Genomic DNA, 17,045 nt, shown 5'->3' on the forward strand with positions numbered 1-17,045 from the left:
CAGCCATGGCCACCGCTACCCTGGCACCGCACAAGTCCGCCTTCTCCCTGGGCGACTTCCTCCGCAGCTTCATGCTGGTGGAGCTGTTCAAGGGCCTGCGCATCACGGGCAAGTACTTCTTCGCCCGCAAGATCACCGTGCAGTTCCCGGAAGAGAAGACACCGCTGTCGCCGCGCTTCCGCGGCCTGCACGCGCTGCGCCGCTACGAGAACGGCGAGGAGCGCTGCATCGCCTGCAAGCTGTGCGAGGCCGTGTGTCCCGCGCTCGCCATCACCATCGAGAGCGAGCAGCGCGACGACGGCACGCGCCGCACCACGCGCTACGACATCGACCTGACCAAGTGCATCTTCTGCGGCTTCTGCGAGGAGAGCTGCCCGGTGGACTCGATCGTCGAGACGCACATCCTGGAATACCACGGCGAAAAGCGCGGCGACCTGTACTTCACCAAGGACATGCTGCTGGCCGTCGGCGACCGCTACGAAGCCGAGATCGCGGCCAATCGCGCGGCCGACGCGAAGTACCGCTGATTCCGGGCACGAAAGAAACTCCATGGACGTCCGGACCGGTCTCTTCTACCTCTTCTCGCTCGTGCTGCTGTTCGCGGCGTTCCGCGTCATCACGGCGCGCAACCCCGTGTATGCGGCGCTGTTCCTCGTGCTCACCTTCTTCCAGGCCGCCGGCATCTGGATGCTGCTGAAGGCGGAATTCCTGGCCATCTCGCTGGTGCTGGTGTACGTCGGCGCGGTGATGGTGCTGTTCCTGTTCGTGGTGATGATGCTGGACATCGACGTCGCCAACCTGCGCGCCGGCTTCTGGAAGCACTTCCCGCTCGCGGCCAGCGTGGGCGCGCTGATCGCGCTGGAAATGGCCGCGGTGCTGATGGGCGGCTTCCGTCCCGCCGAGGAGCCGCGTGCCTTCCCCGGCGTGGCGACCGCGGCGCAGGCCGGCCTGCAGTTCTCCAACACCAAGGAGCTGGGCCGGCTGCTGTATTCCGAGTACATCTATCCGCTGGAGATCGCCGCCGTGATCCTGGTCGTGGCCATCGTCGCCGCCATCGCGCTGACGCTGCGCACGCGCAAGGACACCAAGCACATCGACGCGTCCGAGCAGGTGCGCGTGCGCGCCCGCGACCGCCTGCAGATCGTGAAGGTGCCGCCGTCGCGCCCGACGCTCGCACCCGATCCCGCCACCGCGGCGGCTGCCGCCTCCGGGGAGAACAAGGCATGACCCTTACTCTCGGACACTTTCTCACTTTGGGCGCGATCCTGTTCGCGCTGTCGGTGATCGGGATCTTCCTGAACCGCCGCAACCTGATCGTGCTGCTGATGGCCATCGAGCTGATGCTGCTGGCGGTCAACATGAACTTCGTGGCGTTCTCCTACTACCTGGGCGACATGCACGGCCAGGTGTTCGTCTTCTTCATCCTGACGGTCGCCGCGGCCGAGTCCGCGATCGGCCTGGCGATCCTGGTGCTGCTGTTCCGCAACAAGAACAACATCAACGTCGAAGAACTGAACGCGCTGAAGGGCTGAAGGAATGTTGACCCCCACGCTCGCCGGCTTCGCCTTCGTCGCTGCCCCCCGAGGGGGCCGGGCCCGCCTTGGGGCGGCCCGGCGGCGGTCCGCGCTCTAGGAAGAAAAACGATGGCTACAACCCTCAACGCAGCTACGCTGCTCGCCGTCCCGCTCGCGCCCCTCGCGGGCGCGGTGATCGCGGGCATCTTCGGCACCTCGCTCGGCGGCAACCTGATCGGCCGGCGCCTGTCGCACACCGTCACCATCCTGGGCGTCTTCATCGCCTTCGTGCTGTCGGCGCTGACGCTCAAGAGCGTCGCCATCGACGGCGCGCGCTTCAACGAGACCATCTACAACTGGCTGGTGGTGGGCAACCTGAAGATGGAGGTCGGCTTCCTGGTCGACGGGCTCACGGCGATGATGATGTGCGTCGTGACCTTCGTGTCGCTGATGGTGCACATCTACACCATCGGCTACATGGAGGAAGACCCGGGCTACGACCGCTTCTTCGCCTACATCTCGCTCTTCACCTTCTCCATGCTGATGCTGGTGATGAGCAACAACTTCCTGCAGCTGTTCTTCGGCTGGGAGGCGGTGGGCCTCGTGTCCTACCTGCTGATCGGCTTCTGGTTCACCAGGCCCACGGCGATCTTCGCGAACCTCAAGGCCTTCCTGGTCAACCGCGTGGGTGACTTCGGCTTCATCCTCGGCATCGGCCTGATCGCCGACTACGGCAATTCGATGAACTACGCCGAGGTGTTCGCCAAGGCGCCGGAAATCGCGAAGCTGGCCTTCGGCTACGGCACCGACTGGATGCTGATCAGCGTGATCTGCATCTGCCTGTTCGTCGGCGCGATGGGCAAGAGCGCGCAGTTCCCGCTGCACGTGTGGCTGCCCGACTCGATGGAAGGCCCGACGCCGATCTCCGCGCTGATCCACGCGGCGACCATGGTGACGGCCGGCATCTTCATGGTGGCTCGCATGTCGCCGCTGTTCGAGCTGTCCGACGCGGCGCTCTCGTTCATCCTCGTGATCGGCGGCATCACGGCGCTCTTCATGGGCTTCCTGGGCATCATCCAGAACGACATCAAGCGCGTCGTCGCGTACTCCACGCTCTCGCAGCTCGGGTACATGACGGTCGCCCTGGGCGCCTCCGCGTACAACGTGGCGGTGTTCCACCTGATGACGCACGCCTTCTTCAAGGCGCTGCTGTTCCTCGCCGCCGGCTCGGTGATCATCGGCATGCACCACAACCAGGACATCCGCTGGATGGGCAACGTGCGCAAGTACATGCCCATCACCTGGATCACCTTCCTGCTCGGGTCGCTGGCTCTGATCGGCACGCCGCTGTTCGCGGGCTTCTACTCCAAGGACTCGATCATCGAGGCCGTGCACCTGTCGAAGCTGCCGGGCGCGGGCTTCGCGTACTTCGCGGTGCTGGCGGGCGTGTTCGTCACGGCCTTCTATTCCTTCCGCCTGTACTTCCTGGTGTTCCACGGCAAGGAGCGCTTCGACCAGAACCCGGAAGCGCACCACCACTACTCCGACGAGGAGCCGGACGTGCAGGGCCACGACGTGCACCACGACGACCACGGACATGGCGCGCACGAGCCGCACGAGACGCCATGGGTGGTGACGGCGCCGCTGGTGCTGCTGGCGATTCCCTCGGTCGTGATCGGCTACCTGACGATCGGCCCGATGCTGTACGGCGACTTCTTCAAGGACTCCATCTTCATCGACGCCGAGAAGCATCCGGCTCTGGAGGAAATGGCCAAGGAGTTCCAGGGCCCGCTGCAGCTCGCGCTGCACTCCATCACGTCCCCGGTGCTGTGGCTCGCCATCGCCGGCGTGGTCGCGGCCTGGTACCTGTACATGAAGAACACGGCGCTGCCCGCAGCCATCCAGAAGCGCTTCCAGCCGGTCTACACGCTGCTGGACAACAAGTACTACATGGACTGGTTCAACGAGCACGTCATCGCGCGCGGCGCGCGCCTGCTGGGCGTCGGCCTGTGGAAGGGCGGCGACCAGGGCCTCATCGAAGGCGTGTTCGTCAACGGCAGCGCGCGCCTGGTCGGCCGCTTCGCCGGGCTGATCCGCTGGGTGCAATCGGGCTACATCTACCACTACGCCTTCGCCATGCTGCTCGGCATCGTGGTGCTGATGTCGTATTTCGTGAGCTGGCCGATGATCAGCGACTGGATGAAGAGGTAGGGGAACAAGAACAATGAAGATGGGACTCCTCTCTCTGGCCATCTGGCTGCCGATCCTGTTCGGCGTCATCCTGCTGGTCCTGGGCCGCGACGACCAGGCGCGCACCGTGCGCTGGGTCGCACTGATCGGCGCTTCACTGAGCTTCCTCGTGACGCTGCCGCTGTGGAGCCGGTTCGACACGACCACGGCGAACATGCAGTTCGTCGAGAACGTGCCCTGGTTCGAGCGCTTCAACGTCAACTACCACCTGGGCCTGGACGGCATCTCGTTCTGGTTCGTGCTGCTCACGGCCTTCATCACGCTGATCGTGGTGATCTCCGCTTGGGAGGTGATCACCGAGCGCGTGAACCAGTACATGGGCGCGTTCCTGATCCTGTCGGGCCTCATGATCGGCGTGTTCTGCGCGCTGGATGGCGTGCTGTTCTACACGTTCTTCGAGGCGACGCTGATCCCGATGTACCTGATCATCGGCATCTGGGGCGGACCGAACCGCATCTACGCGGCCTTCAAGTTCTTCCTGTACACGCTGCTCGGCTCGCTGCTGATGTTGATCGCGCTGGTGTACCTGTACACCAAGTCCGGCGGCAGCTTCGACATCCTCACCTGGCACAAGCTGCCGCTGTCGTCGCTGGCGCAGACGCTGCTGTTCTTCGGCTTCTTCGCGGCCTTCGCGGTGAAGGTGCCGATGTGGCCGGTGCACACCTGGCTGCCCGACGTGCACGTCGAGGCGCCCACGGGCGGCTCCGCGGTGCTGGCGGCCATCATGCTGAAGCTGGGCGCCTACGGCTTCCTGCGCTTCTCCATCCCGATCGCGCCCGATGCAGCGCGCGAATGGGCGTGGCTGATCATCGCGCTGTCGCTGATCGCGGTGATCTACGTCGGCCTGGTGGCGATGGTGCAGCAGGACATGAAGAAGCTGGTGGCCTATTCGTCGGTCGCGCACATGGGCTTCGTGACCCTGGGCTTCTTCATCTTCAACGACCTGGGCGTCTCCGGGGGCCTGGTGCAGATGATCGCGCACGGCTTCGTCTCGGGCGCCATGTTCCTGTGCATCGGCGTGCTGTACGACCGCGTGCACTCGCGCCAGATCGCCGACTACGGCGGTGTCGTGAACACGATGCCCACCTTCGCGGCGTTCGCCATCCTGTTCGCGATGGCCAATTGCGGCCTGCCTGCGACCGCGGGTTTCGTCGGCGAATGGCTGGTGATCCTCGGCGCCGTGAAGTACCACTTCACCCTGGGCCTGTTGGCCGCCACCGCCCTGATCCTCGGCGCGTCGTACACCCTGTGGATGGTCAAGCGCGTGTACCTGGGCCCGGTGGGCAACGACAACGTCCGCGCGCTCACCGACATCAACGCCCGCGAGTTCCTCATGCTGGGCGTGCTGGCGGTCGCGGTGCTGTGGATGGGCGTGTACCCCAAGCCGTTCACGGACGTGATGAACGTCTCCGTGGCCAACTTCCTGAAGCAGGTCGCGGTGTCCAAGCTGTGACGGCCGGGAGAAACGAACAATGATGGACAACTCGAGTTTCGCCGTCGTCGCACCGGAGATCCTGCTCCTCGTGATGGCGTGCATCGTCGCCCTGGTCGACCTGGGCGTGAAGAGCCGGCTGCGCACCCTCACGTACGCGCTTACCATGCTGACGCTCGCCGTCATCGCATGGTTCACCGGCGACCTGGCCGCCAGCGGCGAGACCGCCTACGGCTTCGGCCGCATGGTGGTGAGCGACGCCATGGGCAACTGGCTGAAGTGCTTCTCGTCCATCGCCATGATGGTCTGCCTGGTGTACGGCCGGCCTTATGCGGGCGACCGCGACATGCTGCGCGGCGGCGAGCTGTTCACGCTGGCCATGTTCGCGCTGCTGGGCATCTTCGTGATGGTGTCGGGCAACAACTTCCTGGTGCTGTACCTGGGCCTGGAACTGCTCACGCTCTCCAGCTACGCGCTGGTCGCGCTGCGCCGGGACCACACGGTTTCCACCGAAGCAGCGATGAAGTACTTCGTGCTGGGCGCGATGGCTTCGGGCTTCCTGCTCTACGGCCTGTCCATGATCTACGGCGCGACCGGCTCCCTCGACGTGGGCACGGTGTTCAAGATCATCGCCTCCGGCCAGGTGAAGCACAGCGTGCTCGTGTTCGGGCTGGTGTTCATCGTCGCCGGGCTCGCGTTCAAGCTGGGGGCCGCACCCTTCCACATGTGGATCCCGGACGTCTACCAGGGCGCGCCGACGGCGATCACCATCATCATCGGTTCCGCCCCGGAGCTGGCCGCCTTCGGCATCGCCGTGCGCCTGCTGGTGGAAGGACTGCTGCCGCTGGCCATCGACTGGCAACAGATGCTGCTGGTGCTGGCGGTGAGCTCGCTGTTCATCGGCAACCTCGCGGCCATCGCGCAGAACAACCTGAAGCGCATGCTGGCCTATTCGACCATCGGCCAGATGGGCTTCGTGCTGCTGGGCCTGATCGCGGGCGTGGTGAGCGGCGACCCCGTGTTCGCGCGCAACGCGTACAGCTCCTCGATGTTCTACATCGTGACCTACGTGATCACGGCGCTGGCGAGCTTCGGGGTCGTCCTGCTGCTGGCCCGCGAAGGCTTCGAGAGCGAGGAGATCGCCGACCTCGCCGGCCTCAACCAGCGCAGCCCGCTGTACGCCGCGATCATGTCGATCTGCCTGTTCTCGCTGGCGGGCATCCCGCCGATGGTGGGCTTCTACGCCAAGCTGGCCGTGCTGCAGGCGCTGATCGTTTCGGGCAAGCCCGTCTACATCGGCGTGGCGATCTTCGCCGTGATGATGTCGCTGGTCGCCGCCTTCTACTACATCCGCGTGGTGAAGGTGATGTACTTCGACGAGCCGATCACCGCCACCACCGTGGTGGCGCCGGCGGACGTGCGCGTGGTGCTCACCATCAACGGTGCACTGGTGCTGCTGCTGGGCATCCTGCCCGGCGGCCTCATGACGCTGTGCGCGCAGGCCATCCTGCGCATGCTCACCACCTGATGTTGGCCCCCAAGGCCCTCACTGCGTTCGGCCCGTGACGCAGACGGCCTCCATCTGGCTCGTGCTGGCGCTGGCCTTTAGCGCGGCGAACCTGCCCTTCCTCACCGACCGGGTGCTGGGCATCGTGCCGCTCGCCGGCGGCAAGACCCTCGCGGTGCGCTTCGGCGAGCTGGTGCTGCTGTACTTCGTGGTCGGCGGCATCGGCCTGCTGCTGGAGCAGCATGCCGGCCAGATCGCGCCGCAGGGCTGGGAGTTCTACGCCGTCACCGGCGCGCTGTTCCTCACGTTCGCCTTCCCGGGCTTCGTGTGGCGCTACCTCTATCAACGCAGGCACTAGGAAGTCCAGCATGGCCCAGCAGAAAGACGACAGCCACCTGACCGAGCACACGATCGGGCGCGAGGAGCTGCTCAAGGGCCACTTCCTGCACGTGGTGCGCGAGACCGTGCGCCTGCCCGATGGCGGCTCGGCGACGCGCGAATTCGTGCTGCACCCGGGCGCGGTGGCGGTCGTGCCGCTGCTGGACGATGGCCGCATCGTGCTGGAGCGCCAGTACCGGCATGCCACCGGTCGGGTCATGATCGAGATCCCCGCCGGCAAGCTGGACGCGGGCGAGGGCGCCTTGGTGTGCGGCCAGCGCGAGCTGCTGGAAGAGACGGGTTACGTGGCGCGCGAATGGGCCTATGCTTTCAGCATGTACCCCACGGTCGCCTATGCCGACGAGGTCATCCACATCTGGTTCGCGCGCGGACTCGAGCACCGGGGCGCGCAACTCGACCAGGGTGAGTTCCTGGAGGTCATCACGGCCACCCCGGAGGAGTACCTGGGGTGGTGCCGCGACGGCACGATCGTGGATTCGAAGTCGATCGCCGCGGGCCTCTGGATCCAGAATGTGCTGTCCGGCTCTTGGAAACTCGACTGGCAGGCTCCATCTTCGCAACCATGAAGGTCCTCAACCTCCAGTGCAGCCACGCCCACGGCTTCGAGGGCTGGTTCGGCTCCGAAGACGACTTCCAGGACCAGCTCGCGCGCGGGCTGGTGGAATGTCCCTTGTGCGGCGACACGGGTGTGACCAAGCTGCCCAGCGCCCCGCGCCTGAACCTCGGTGCCAGCGAGCCCGCTGCGCCGGCGGCAGCGCCGCAAGGCAAGCAGGAGGTCATGTCGTCGCCGACGCCGGAGCTGCAGGCCGCCTGGATGCAGCTGGTGAAGCAGGTGATGACGCACACCGAGGACGTCGGCGAGAACTTCGCCGAAGAAGCCCGCAAGATCCACTACGGCGAATCCGAAGAACGCGGCATCCGCGGCCAGGCCTCGAAGGAGGAAACCCGCGCGCTGCTGGAAGAGGGCATCAATGTGCTGCCGCTGCCGATCCCGAAGGGGATGAAGGGGCCGCTGCAGTAGCGGGAAGGCGGGAGCGGAAACCGGGAGCGGACAACCGGACGCAGAGGCCGCAGAAGTTACGCAGAGGACGCAAAAGGAAGACATTGAAGGTCTGCCTTGGCCAACGACGGCCACGTCCAGAAAGGAAGCTTCAGGCGTTCTTCGGCCACGCTGCTCAAGCCCCAAAGAAAACCTTAAGGGTTTCCCTTTTGCGTCCTCTGCGTAACCTTTGCGACCTCTGCGTCCGGTTGTCCGCCTTCCCGCCTTCCCGCAATTCACGACATGAACTGCAACCCCGCCAGCCGCGCATAAACCCCGCCCGCCGACATCAGCTCCTCGTGCCGCCCCACTTCCACGATCTTGCCGTGGTCCAGGACCACGATGCGGTCGGCCTTCTGCACGGTCGCGAGGCGGTGGGCGATGACCAGGGTCGTGCGATCGCGCATCGCTGATTCCAGCGCGGCCTGCACCATGCGCTCGCTCTCGGCGTCGAGTGCGCTGGTGGCTTCGTCCAGCAGCAGCAGCGGCGGGTTCTTCAGCATCGCGCGGGCGATGGCGATGCGCTGGCGCTGGCCACCGGACAGGCGCACGCCGCGCTCGCCGAGGAAGGTGCCGTAGCCCTCCGGCAGCGCCCGGATGAAGGCATCCGCGAAGGCGCCCCGCGCGGCCGCATGGACCTCCTCCTCGCTGGCATCCGGGCGGCCGTAGCGGATGTTCTCCAGCGCCGACGCCGAGAAGATGACGGGCTCCTGCGGCACCAGCCCGATGCGGCCGCGCAGCGCCTGCAGCTGCAGCGACTGCACCGGCGCGCCGTCGATCACGATGCGGCCCTGCTGCGGGTCGTAGAAGCGCAGCATCAGCTGGAACACCGTGGTCTTGCCCGCGCCGCTGGGACCGACCAGCGCCACCGTTTCGCCGGGGGCAATCGCCAGGCTGAAGTCGTCGAGCGCCGCCGTGAGGGGACGCGAGGGATAGTGGAAGCGCACGGATTCGAAGCGCACGCTGCTGCCGGCCAGCGGGGCGGGCGGTGCGATCGGCTCGGCCGGCGACGTGACGGGGGAGCGCGCGGACAGGAGCTCCATCAGCCGCTCGGTGGCGCCGGCGGCGCGCAGCAGGTCGCCGTACACCTCGCCCAGCACGGCGACCGCGCCCGCGAAGATGCCGACGTACAGTGCCGCCTGCCCGAGCTGGCCCGCGGTGAGCGTGCCACGCAGCACCGCCTGCGTTCCTTCGTACAGCCCCCACAGCATGAGTCCCGCGTTGGCGATGATGACGAACGCGACCAGCGCGGCGCGGGCGCGCGTGCGCCGCACACCGGTGCGGAAGGCGCTCTCCGTCGCGCGCTCGAAGCGCGTGGCTTCGCGCTGTTCGGCCGCATAGCTTTGCACCACTGGGATCGCGTTGAGCACTTCGGCCGCGATGGCGCTGGAATCGGCCACGCGGTCCTGGCTCGCGCGCGAGAGACGGCGCACGCGCCGGCCGAACAGCATCGCGGGCAGGATGACCAGCACCACCACCAGCAGCACCTGCGTCATGACGTAGGGATGCGTGACGACCAGCATGCCCAGCGCGCCGAGTCCCATCACCAGGTTGCGCAGCCCCAGCGAGAACGACGAGCCGACCACGGTCTGCACCAGCGTCGTGTCGGTGGTGAGCCGCGAGAGCACCTCGCCGGTCTGCGTGGCCTCGAAGAAGGCGGGGCTCTGTTCCAGCACGTGCGCATAAACCGCATTGCGCAGGTCCGCCGTGACGCGCTCGCCCAGCCAGCTCACGAGGTAGAAGCGGCAGGCGGAGAACAGGCCGAGCGCCACCGCGACGGCGAACAGCAGCAGGAAGTGCTCGCGCAGGGCCACCAGGCGTTCGCCGGGGCCGGCGGCCATGCCACGGTCGATCAGCGTGCGCAGCGCGATCGGGAAGAACAGCGTGGCCGCGGCTGCCCCGAGCAGGAACAGCACCGCCAGCGCCATGCGCCCGCGGTAGGGTCGCAGCAAGGGCAGCAGGCCGGTGAGCGACTGGGGGGTGCGGGCAGGGGACACGGGCATCGGCGCAGTGTAGTGGGCGCGTTCCGGGCTTATGTCACGGTGCAGAGGGCCCTTCGTCGGGGGCGAGCCGGCCCGTGGCGAAGCTTGCTTGACCCGCGTCAGCAAGCCTGCTTAAGTTGGCTGACGCATGCTTGCGAGCCTGCAAGGAGTGGGAGTAAATTCCGCGACGCCATGGCCTTTCCCGCACCCAAGAAACCCGCACGCGACGCGAGTAGCCTCGATCGTCCCTGGGAGGCCGGTGACTCCATTCCGGCGCCCGAGGCGATCCATGGCGACGGCGACTCCGCCTGGGCCCTGTGGAACGAGGTCTCGCAGCAGCACGAGCGCCGCTTCGCCGACACCGCACCGATGACGCTGCCCCCGGGCATGCGTCACGACGAACCCGGATGGGCCGCGACGCAGCCGTCCGGTGCGGCGCCCCTCGCGCCGCCCGCGCGCAAGGCGGCCGAGTCGCAGCCGCTCTTCACGCTCGAAGCCGCGATGCTGGTGGCGCGCCGCAACAACCGCGTGTGCCCGCGCCCGGAGCGCTGGGACGCGTTCACCCGCATGCTGCCCGCACGCAAGACGTCGCGCGGCACCTTGCAGCCGCCGGTGCCGCCCACGGGCCCCGCCTGGGACGTGACGCCGCCGCTCAGCAAGCGACTGTGCTTTCGCGAGCAGATCGAGTGGGCCGAAGGTGCCGGCCTGCTGGAAAACGTGTTGGCGTTCATGCAGGCCATGTCCGAGGAGGACTGGCTGCACATCGGCGAGGACTGACCCCCGCGGCGCTGAGCGCCTTGCCTGGTCGCGTGCCGACGCACGCGCCGGCGCGGTGGGATGTAGCAGCATTCCCCCCCATGACGTCGTCCCCGGCTGCCCCCGCCGACATCCAGCAGGTCCTGGTCCGGTTCCGCGCCCAATTCGCCGAGCAGCTGCCCACGCGGCTGGCGTAGGCGCACGAGCGCGTTGGGGCTTGGCGTGCGGACCCGGCCAGCGACGATGCCCTGCGCGGGCTGCATGGCGTGCTGCACCGGCTCGCCGGTTCGGCCGGCACCTTCGGCCTGCCCGCGCTCGGCGAGGCCTGCCGCGCGATCGAACTGCAACTGGACGACCTGCTGCATTGCACGAACGGCCGGCCTGCCGCTAGGCCGTGCGCAGCAGCGGCTTGAGCCGCTCCATCAACTCGGTCGGATTGAACGGCTTCTGCACGAAGGCGGTCGCGCCGGCGGCGAAAGCCTTGTCGACGAAGCCCTGCTCGCCCTTGGCCGTGAGCATCACCACGGGGACGCCGTCCCATTGGGGCAGGGAGCGCAGGCGCGCCAGCAGCGTGAGCCCGTCGTGGACGGGCAACATCATGTCGAGCAGCACCAGCTTGGCGACCTCGCCGGACTCGATGGCCTGCATCGCCTCGACGCCGTCCCTGGCAGCGAGCACGCGGCAGCCCAGGCGCTCCAGCAGGAAGCGCAGCAGGAAGGCGATCGATTCGTCGTCCTCCACGAGGAGGGCGACGGGCTGGGAGGTGTCGGACATTGTTCTTGCTTTGCAGCGATGTTGACATGAATCGGCCGCCGTTCGCGCCCGCGCGCGCAGCCGTCAGTCGTCCCCAAACTTTGCCACCCGGGACAGCGACCTCGGGACCCGGCCTTACCATCCTCCCATGAGCCCAGGCGCGCCCCGCTACAACCTCGCCCGCTTCGACCTGGTGTCGATCCGGCTGGTCGTGGACTGCGTGCAGCAGGGCAGCCTCAGCGCCGCGGCGCGCGAGGCGCACCTCGCGCTCGCCGCCGCCAGCCGCCGCATCCGGGAGCTGGAAGACGCCGTGGGCGAACCGCTGTTCGAGCGCCACGGCCGCGGCGTGCTGCCCACCGCGGCCGGCCGCGTGTTCGCGCGCCACGCGCTGGGATTGCTCCAGAACCTGGAGCAGTTGGGCAGCGAGCTGGCGGACCTGCGCTCGGGCGTGGTGAAGCACGTGCGCCTGTGCGCCAGCACGGCGGCCATCAACGAGTTCCTGCCGCCGCTGCTCGCGCGCTACGCGAAGCTGCAGCAGGGCGTGCGGGTCGAGCTCGAGGAGCAGGTTTCCTCCAACGTGGTCGCCGCCCTGCGCGAGGGCAGTGCCGACCTCGGCGTGTTCGTGGAAGGCGTGGAGACGCAGGGGCTGGACTGGCGCGTCTTCCGCCACGACGAGCTGGTGCTGGTCCTGCCGGCGCGGCATGCGCTCGTCGGCCGCGGCGCGGTGCCTTTCGCCGCGGCGCTGGAAGAGGACTGGATCAGCCTGAGCGACGGCGCTGCCTTGCTGCAGAAGCAGCACGAGGCCGCGCACGCCGCGGGCAAGCCGCTCAAGCTGCGCATGCAGGTGCGCAGCTTCGATGCGGTCTGCCATCTGGTCGCCTCGGGCCTCGGCATCGCGCTGCTGCCCAAGACGGCGGCGCTGCCCATGGTCGGGGCGATGAAGCTGCGCTGGCGCGCGCTCGCCGACCCCTGGGCGCAGCGGCGGCTGCTGCTGGCCACCCGGGCCGGCGCGCAGGATCCCGCCGTGGCTGCGCTGGCGGACTTCCTCGCCGAGCCTTCGCAAAACGCGAAAGCTCGCGGCCGCAAAGAACAATAGACGCCCGCGGGCCCCGCGCGCACACTGCGCGCCCATGGAGACAAGTCAAGGCACCGGCCCGCTCGCGGGCCTCAAGGTCATCGAGATGGGCCAGCTCATCGCCGGCCCGTTCGCCGCCAAGACGCTGGCGGACTTCGGCGCCGACGTGGTGAAGATCGAGCCGCCCGGCGCGGGCGACCCGCTGCGCAACTGGCGGCTGCTGAAGAACGGCACCTCCGTGTGGTGGCAGGTGCAGTCGCGCAACAAGCGCTCGGTGGCGCTGGACCTGCGGAAGGCGGAGGCGCAGGAAATCGTGCGCAAGCTCGCGGCCGAGGCCGACGTGCTGATCGAGAACTTCCGCCCAGGCGCGCTGGAAGGCTGGGGGCTGGACCCGCAGAAGCTGGTCGAGGCGAATCCGCGCCTGGTCGTGCTGCGCATCAGCGGCTACGGCCAGACCGGCCCCTACCGCGACCGTCCCGGCTTCGGCGTGGTCGGCGAGGCGATGGGCGGGCTGCGTCACCTCACGGCCGAGCCGGGCCGTGTGCCCGTGCGCGTGGGCGTGAGCATCGGCGATACGCTGGCGGCGCTGCATGGCGTGATCGGCATCCTCATGGCGCTGCACGAGCGCCAGCGCTCCGGGAAGGGCCAGGTGATCGACGTCGCGCTGTACGAGGCGGTGTTCAACTGCATGGAAAGCCTGCTGCCCGAGTACAGCGCCTTCGGCGCCGTGCGCGGCCCGGGCGGCAGTGCGCTGCCCGGCATCGCGCCGAGCAATGCGTACCTGTGCAGCGACGGCGGCTATGCGCTGATCGCGGGCAACGGCGACAGCATCTACAAGCGCCTGATGGCAGCGATCGGCCGCGAGGACCTGGGCAACGATCCCGCGCTCGCGAACAACGCGGGCCGCGTCGTGCGGGTCGACGAGATCGACGCGGCGATCGGCGCCTGGACGAAGGCGCGCACGGTCACGGAGGTGCTGGAAGTGCTAGCTCGCGTCGGCGTCCCCGCCGGCCGCATCTACACCGTGGCCGACATCGCGGCCGATCCGCACTATGCCGCGCGCGGCATGTTGCAGCAGATGCGCCTGGAAGACGGCGAGATGCTCACGGTGCCTGGCATCGTGCCCAAGCTCTCGCGCACGCCCGGCGGCCAGCACCGCAACGCACCCGCGCTCGGGCAGGACACCGATGCGGTGCTGCGCGAAGTGGGACTCTCCGAACAACAGATCGCCGCCCTGAAAGAGCGCGGCGTGATCCAGGCGAAGGCATGAAGCGCATCTTCTTCAACGAAGTCGTCACGCGCGACGGCTTCCAGATCGAACCCGAGTTCATCGCGACCGACGCCAAGGTGGCGCTGGTCGATGCGCTTAGCGCATGCGGCTACGCCAAGATCGAGGTCACGTCCTTCACCTCGCCCAAGGCGATTCCGATGCTGCGCGACGCCGAGGAGGTGATGGGCCGCATCAAGCGCGTGCCCGGCGTCGAGTACACGGTGCTCGTGCCGAACCTGCGCGGCGCCGAGCGCGCGATGGAGTCGCGTGCCGACGAGCTGAACCTCGTCATGTCGACGTCGGAGACGCACAACCTCGCCAACCTGCGCATGCCGCGCGAGAAGAGCTTCGCCGCGCTGGCCGAGGTGATTCGCTTCGTCGCCGGCCGCACGCCGATCAACGTCTCACTGTCCACCGCCTTCGGCTGCCCCATGGAAGGCGACGTGCCGCAGGCCGAGGTGCTCGCCTGGGCGCAGCGCTTCGCCGACCTCGGCGTGCGCGGACTGACCATCTGCGACACGACCGGCATGGCGCATCCCGCGCAGGTTGCGCGCATGTGCGACGCACTGCAGGACCGCTTCGCTGGCCTGCAGCTCACGCTGCACTTCCACAACACGCGCGGCATGGGCCTCGCCAACGTGCTCGCCGCCGTGCAACAGGGCATCGTCCGGTTCGACGGCTCGCTCGGCGGCCTGGGCGGCTGTCCTTACGCACCGGGCGCCAGCGGCAACATCTGCAGCGAGGACGCGATCCACATGCTGCAGGCCATGGGCTACGACACGGGCGTAGACCTGGGCAAGCTGCTGGCCATCGCGCGCGCGCTGCCCGGCATCGTCGGCCACGAAGTGCCGGGACAGGTCGCCAAGGCCGGCCCCAGCATGCAACTGCACCCCGTTCCCGCCGCCGTGACCGAACTGCGCGCGGCCCTCGCTTTCTCCTGATTCTCCTTACAACGACATGACCCTTTCCCGCAGAACCTTCGTCGCCGCTGCCGCCGCTTCCTGCGCGCTGCCGGTGTTCGCCCAAGGCAAGACCATCAACCTGATCGTCGGCTCCGCGCCGGGCGGCACGACCGACATCTCCGCGCGCATGCTGGCGGAGCCCCTGAGCAAGCTGCTCGGTGTGTCCGTCGTCGTCGACAACCGCGCCGGCGGCAACGGCAACATCGCCGGCCAATTGGTGGCGCGCGGGCCCGCCGACGGCACGACGCTGCTGGTGCAGTACTCCGGCTACCAGTGCATCACGCCGCTGCTGCAGCCCGTGGCCGGCTTCGATCCGGGCCGGGACCTCAAGCCCGTCGGCCACCTGATCGACGCGCCGCAGGTGCTCGTCGTGCGTCCCGGCTTCCCCGCGAACAACTTCAAGGAGTTCCTCGCGTACGTGAAGGCGAACCCGGGCAAGGTGAACTATGCCTCCAGCGGCAACGGCGCGCTGCAGCACGTGACCACCGAGCTGCTCAAGGAGCTCACCAAGACCCACATGACGCACATCCCGTACCGTGGCACGGGGCCGGCGCTGACCGACCTGCTCGCGGGCAACGTGGACCTCACCATCACCACGCCGCCGCCGCTGCTGGCGCACATCAAGGCCGGCAAGCTCAAGGCGCTGATGGTCACCGGAAAGACGCGCCTGGCCGTGCTGCCCGACGTGCCGACGGCCACCGAGCTGGGCGTGCCCCTCGTCGCGTCGTCGTGGTTCGCGGTGTACGGACCCAACGCGCTGACCGCCGACGTGCAGAACAAGCTGTCGGCCTCCATCCGCCAGGTCGTGGAGACCGCGGACTTCAAGCGCCGTGCCGAGGAGCAGGGCGCGAAAGCCATCGCCATGACGCCGGCCGAACTCGCGACGCTCGCTGCCAACGAGCGCGCGACCTGGGACCGCGTCATCAAGGTCGCGCAGATCAAGGCCGACTGAGCGGCCAACCCCGAGGAGACATCCCATGCAACGCCGCCCCTTCCTGCGCCGCGCCACCGTCGCTGCCGCCTTCCTGTGCTCCGGCCTCGCGCTGGCGCAGGGCAACTATCCGAGCAAGCCGATCACGCTGATCGTGCCGAATCCGCCCGGCGGGCTGGTGGACACATCGGCGCGCATCGTCGGCGACACGCTCGCCAAGGTGCTCGGGCAGACGATCGTGGTCGACAACCGCGGGGGCGGCAGCGGCAACGTCGCCTACGGGCTGGTCGCGCGCGCGCAGCCGGACGGCTACACGCTGCTGACCTCGTACTCCGCATACCACGTGGGCAACCCCTGGCTGATGTCCAAGCTGCCGTGGGCGCAGAAGGACTTCACGCCGGTGGCACTGGTGACGGTGGCCACCAACGTGATCACGGCGCATCCCTCCGTGCCGGCGAACAACCTGCAGGAGTTCATCGCCTACCTGAAGAAGAACCCCGGCAAGCTCAGTTACGCCTCGCAGGGCAACGGCTCGGTCTCGCACATCGGCACCGAGATGTTCAAGGCGCAGACCGGCACCAGCATGGTCCACATCCCGTACAAGGGGTCCGGCGATGCGATCAAGGACGTGCTGGGCGGCAACGTGCAGGTGTTCATGAGCACGCCGCCGTCGGTGATGCAGCACGTGCAGACCGGCAAGCTCAAGGCCTTCGCGGTCACGGGCAAGACGCGCCATCCCGGCCTTCCCAACGTGCCGACGACGGCGGAAGCGGGCCTCAAGGGCTTCGAGCTGGAATCGTGGGTCGCGATCTTCGCGCCGGCCGGCACGCCGCCCGATGTCGTGCAGAAGCTCACGGCCGGCATCCAGAAGGCGCTGGCCACCCCCGAAGCCAAGGCGCGCGCCGATGCGGCGGGCATCGAGATCCGCTACCTGCCGCCTGCGCAACTGGGCGAGATGGTGACGCGCGAGACGGCGTTCTGGGGCAAGACGATCAGGGAACAGCACATCACGGCGGATTGACGTCGTTTGCTGGGGTTCGCTGCGCTCACCGCCAGCCTTGTATGTTTCTTTCCTAGACTCTAAGAGTTCGGGGCAACCCGGGCGGAGCGGGTGCACGCCGTCGCCAGCCTTTGGGCTTGGAACCTGTGCCGTAGATCTAGCGGCACCCGCTCCT

General features: G+C 68.0%; 18 protein-coding genes. 16 read left to right on the forward strand and 2 right to left on the reverse strand.

The genetic code is table 11. The features are described 5' to 3' along the window. Nucleotides 1-5 precede the first annotated feature (5 nt). The 9 genes from nuoI (at nucleotide 6) to JJB11_RS24920 (ending at nucleotide 8,123) form a co-directional block, all read left to right on the forward strand. Nucleotides 6-527 carry an NADH-quinone oxidoreductase subunit NuoI gene (gene nuoI, locus JJB11_RS24880; RefSeq protein WP_201177880.1) on the forward strand — a complete coding sequence of 174 codons (522 nt, stop codon included), beginning with the start codon at nucleotides 6-8 and terminating at the stop codon, nucleotides 525-527. 22 nt (nucleotides 528-549) lie between these two features. Continuing rightward, nucleotides 550-1,227: an NADH-quinone oxidoreductase subunit J gene (locus tag JJB11_RS24885; RefSeq protein WP_201177881.1), complete on the forward strand. Its 678-nt coding sequence runs from the start codon at nucleotides 550-552 to the stop codon at nucleotides 1,225-1,227. Continuing rightward, the gene (nuoK, locus tag JJB11_RS24890) at nucleotides 1,224-1,532 is read left to right on the forward strand and encodes an NADH-quinone oxidoreductase subunit NuoK (RefSeq protein WP_201177883.1); all 309 of its coding nucleotides are present in this window, start codon (nucleotides 1,224-1,226) and stop codon (nucleotides 1,530-1,532) included. The genes JJB11_RS24885 and nuoK overlap by 4 nt, the downstream gene beginning before the upstream one ends. A 111-nt stretch (nucleotides 1,533-1,643) precedes the next feature. Continuing rightward, on the forward strand, nucleotides 1,644-3,725 hold the full coding sequence (gene nuoL / locus JJB11_RS24895; RefSeq protein ID WP_201177886.1) for an NADH-quinone oxidoreductase subunit L: 2,082 nt from the start codon (nucleotides 1,644-1,646) through the stop codon (nucleotides 3,723-3,725). 19 nt (nucleotides 3,726-3,744) lie between these two features. Then, nucleotides 3,745-5,217, forward strand: coding sequence for an NADH-quinone oxidoreductase subunit M (locus JJB11_RS24900; protein WP_201177889.1), 1,473 nt, complete (start codon nucleotides 3,745-3,747; stop codon nucleotides 5,215-5,217). Between the two features lie 19 nt (nucleotides 5,218-5,236). Next, nucleotides 5,237-6,724: an NADH-quinone oxidoreductase subunit NuoN gene (gene nuoN / locus JJB11_RS24905; protein ID WP_201177890.1), complete on the forward strand. Its 1,488-nt coding sequence runs from the start codon at nucleotides 5,237-5,239 to the stop codon at nucleotides 6,722-6,724. Nucleotides 6,725-6,758: 34 nt separating this feature from the next. Beyond that, the gene (locus JJB11_RS24910; protein ID WP_201177892.1) at nucleotides 6,759-7,061 is read left to right on the forward strand and encodes a DUF2818 family protein; all 303 of its coding nucleotides are present in this window, start codon (nucleotides 6,759-6,761) and stop codon (nucleotides 7,059-7,061) included. Nucleotides 7,062-7,071: 10 nt separating this feature from the next. Beyond that, a complete protein-coding gene (locus tag JJB11_RS24915; RefSeq protein WP_201177893.1) occupies nucleotides 7,072-7,668 on the forward strand; it encodes an NUDIX domain-containing protein in 597 nt (198 codons plus the stop codon). After that, entirely contained in the window at nucleotides 7,665-8,123 is a 459-nt protein-coding gene (locus JJB11_RS24920) for a DUF1178 family protein (RefSeq protein WP_201177895.1), read from the forward strand. Before JJB11_RS24915 ends, JJB11_RS24920 begins: the two co-directional genes overlap by 4 nt. 254 nt (nucleotides 8,124-8,377) lie before the next feature. On the opposite strand, the gene JJB11_RS24925 is transcribed toward JJB11_RS24920, so the two are convergent. Continuing rightward, complete coding sequence (locus JJB11_RS24925) at nucleotides 8,378-10,144, reverse strand: ABC transporter transmembrane domain-containing protein (RefSeq protein WP_201177896.1); 1,767 nt, start codon at nucleotides 10,142-10,144, stop codon at nucleotides 8,378-8,380. Between the two features lie 171 nt (nucleotides 10,145-10,315). On the opposite strand from JJB11_RS24925, the gene JJB11_RS24930 reads away from it, so the two are divergent. Then, entirely contained in the window at nucleotides 10,316-10,900 is a 585-nt protein-coding gene (locus JJB11_RS24930) for a hypothetical protein (protein ID WP_201177898.1), read from the forward strand. A 227-nt stretch (nucleotides 10,901-11,127) separates the two neighbouring features. Beyond that, nucleotides 11,128-11,292 carry an Hpt domain-containing protein gene (locus JJB11_RS26700; RefSeq protein ID WP_377372032.1) on the forward strand — a complete coding sequence of 55 codons (165 nt, stop codon included), beginning with the start codon at nucleotides 11,128-11,130 and terminating at the stop codon, nucleotides 11,290-11,292. Here the strand turns inward: JJB11_RS26700 and JJB11_RS24940 are convergent. Next, complete coding sequence (locus JJB11_RS24940) at nucleotides 11,267-11,653, reverse strand: response regulator transcription factor (RefSeq protein ID WP_201177901.1); 387 nt, start codon at nucleotides 11,651-11,653, stop codon at nucleotides 11,267-11,269. The genes JJB11_RS26700 and JJB11_RS24940 overlap by 26 nt on opposite strands. Before the next feature lie 127 nt (nucleotides 11,654-11,780). Here JJB11_RS24940 and JJB11_RS24945 point away from each other — a divergent pair, with 127 nt between their 5' ends. Genes JJB11_RS24945 through JJB11_RS24965 form a run of 5 tightly spaced genes read left to right on the forward strand, consistent with a single transcriptional unit; the run spans nucleotide 11,781 to nucleotide 16,891 of the window. Beyond that, nucleotides 11,781-12,728: a LysR family transcriptional regulator gene (locus JJB11_RS24945; RefSeq protein WP_201177902.1), complete on the forward strand. Its 948-nt coding sequence runs from the start codon at nucleotides 11,781-11,783 to the stop codon at nucleotides 12,726-12,728. Nucleotides 12,729-12,762: 34 nt separating this feature from the next. Continuing rightward, complete coding sequence (locus JJB11_RS24950) at nucleotides 12,763-13,977, forward strand: CaiB/BaiF CoA transferase family protein (protein WP_201177906.1); 1,215 nt, start codon at nucleotides 12,763-12,765, stop codon at nucleotides 13,975-13,977. Continuing rightward, nucleotides 13,974-14,918 carry a hydroxymethylglutaryl-CoA lyase gene (locus JJB11_RS24955; RefSeq protein WP_201177907.1) on the forward strand — a complete coding sequence of 315 codons (945 nt, stop codon included), beginning with the start codon at nucleotides 13,974-13,976 and terminating at the stop codon, nucleotides 14,916-14,918. Before JJB11_RS24950 ends, JJB11_RS24955 begins: the two co-directional genes overlap by 4 nt. 16 nt (nucleotides 14,919-14,934) lie before the next feature. Next, complete coding sequence (locus JJB11_RS24960; protein WP_201177908.1) at nucleotides 14,935-15,891, forward strand: Bug family tripartite tricarboxylate transporter substrate binding protein; 957 nt, start codon at nucleotides 14,935-14,937, stop codon at nucleotides 15,889-15,891. A 25-nt stretch (nucleotides 15,892-15,916) separates the two neighbouring features. Further along, on the forward strand, nucleotides 15,917-16,891 hold the full coding sequence (locus JJB11_RS24965; protein WP_201177910.1) for a Bug family tripartite tricarboxylate transporter substrate binding protein: 975 nt from the start codon (nucleotides 15,917-15,919) through the stop codon (nucleotides 16,889-16,891). Nucleotides 16,892-17,045: the final 154 nt, after the last annotated feature.

The organism is Ramlibacter ginsenosidimutans, assembly GCF_016654015.1.
Taxonomy (GTDB): domain Bacteria; phylum Pseudomonadota; class Gammaproteobacteria; order Burkholderiales; family Burkholderiaceae_C; genus Ramlibacter; species Ramlibacter ginsenosidimutans.

Excerpts from the sequence above, each read along its gene's own strand:
- JJB11_RS24965 (WP_201177910.1), top strand. The coding sequence starts at position 15,917 with ATGCAACGCCGCCCCTTCCTGCGCCGCGCCACCGTCGCTGCCGCCTTC.
- JJB11_RS24920 (WP_201177895.1), top strand. The coding sequence starts at position 7,665 with ATGAAGGTCCTCAACCTCCAGTGCAGCCACGCCCACGGCTTCGAGGGC.
- nuoI (WP_201177880.1), top strand. The coding sequence starts at position 6 with ATGGCCACCGCTACCCTGGCACCGCACAAGTCCGCCTTCTCCCTGGGC.
- JJB11_RS24900 (WP_201177889.1), top strand. The coding sequence starts at position 3,745 with ATGGGACTCCTCTCTCTGGCCATCTGGCTGCCGATCCTGTTCGGCGTC.
- nuoL (WP_201177886.1), top strand. The coding sequence starts at position 1,644 with ATGGCTACAACCCTCAACGCAGCTACGCTGCTCGCCGTCCCGCTCGCG.
- nuoK (WP_201177883.1), top strand. The coding sequence starts at position 1,224 with ATGACCCTTACTCTCGGACACTTTCTCACTTTGGGCGCGATCCTGTTC.
- JJB11_RS24915 (WP_201177893.1), top strand. The coding sequence starts at position 7,072 with ATGGCCCAGCAGAAAGACGACAGCCACCTGACCGAGCACACGATCGGG.
- JJB11_RS24950 (WP_201177906.1), top strand. The coding sequence starts at position 12,763 with ATGGAGACAAGTCAAGGCACCGGCCCGCTCGCGGGCCTCAAGGTCATC.
- JJB11_RS24885 (WP_201177881.1), top strand. The coding sequence starts at position 550 with ATGGACGTCCGGACCGGTCTCTTCTACCTCTTCTCGCTCGTGCTGCTG.
- JJB11_RS24940 (WP_201177901.1), bottom strand. The coding sequence starts at position 11,653 with ATGTCCGACACCTCCCAGCCCGTCGCCCTCCTCGTGGAGGACGACGAA.
- JJB11_RS24945 (WP_201177902.1), top strand. The coding sequence starts at position 11,781 with ATGAGCCCAGGCGCGCCCCGCTACAACCTCGCCCGCTTCGACCTGGTG.
- JJB11_RS24930 (WP_201177898.1), top strand. The coding sequence starts at position 10,316 with ATGGCCTTTCCCGCACCCAAGAAACCCGCACGCGACGCGAGTAGCCTC.
- JJB11_RS24960 (WP_201177908.1), top strand. The coding sequence starts at position 14,935 with ATGACCCTTTCCCGCAGAACCTTCGTCGCCGCTGCCGCCGCTTCCTGC.
- nuoN (WP_201177890.1), top strand. The coding sequence starts at position 5,237 with ATGATGGACAACTCGAGTTTCGCCGTCGTCGCACCGGAGATCCTGCTC.
- JJB11_RS24955 (WP_201177907.1), top strand. The coding sequence starts at position 13,974 with ATGAAGCGCATCTTCTTCAACGAAGTCGTCACGCGCGACGGCTTCCAG.
- JJB11_RS24925 (WP_201177896.1), bottom strand. The coding sequence starts at position 10,144 with ATGCCCGTGTCCCCTGCCCGCACCCCCCAGTCGCTCACCGGCCTGCTG.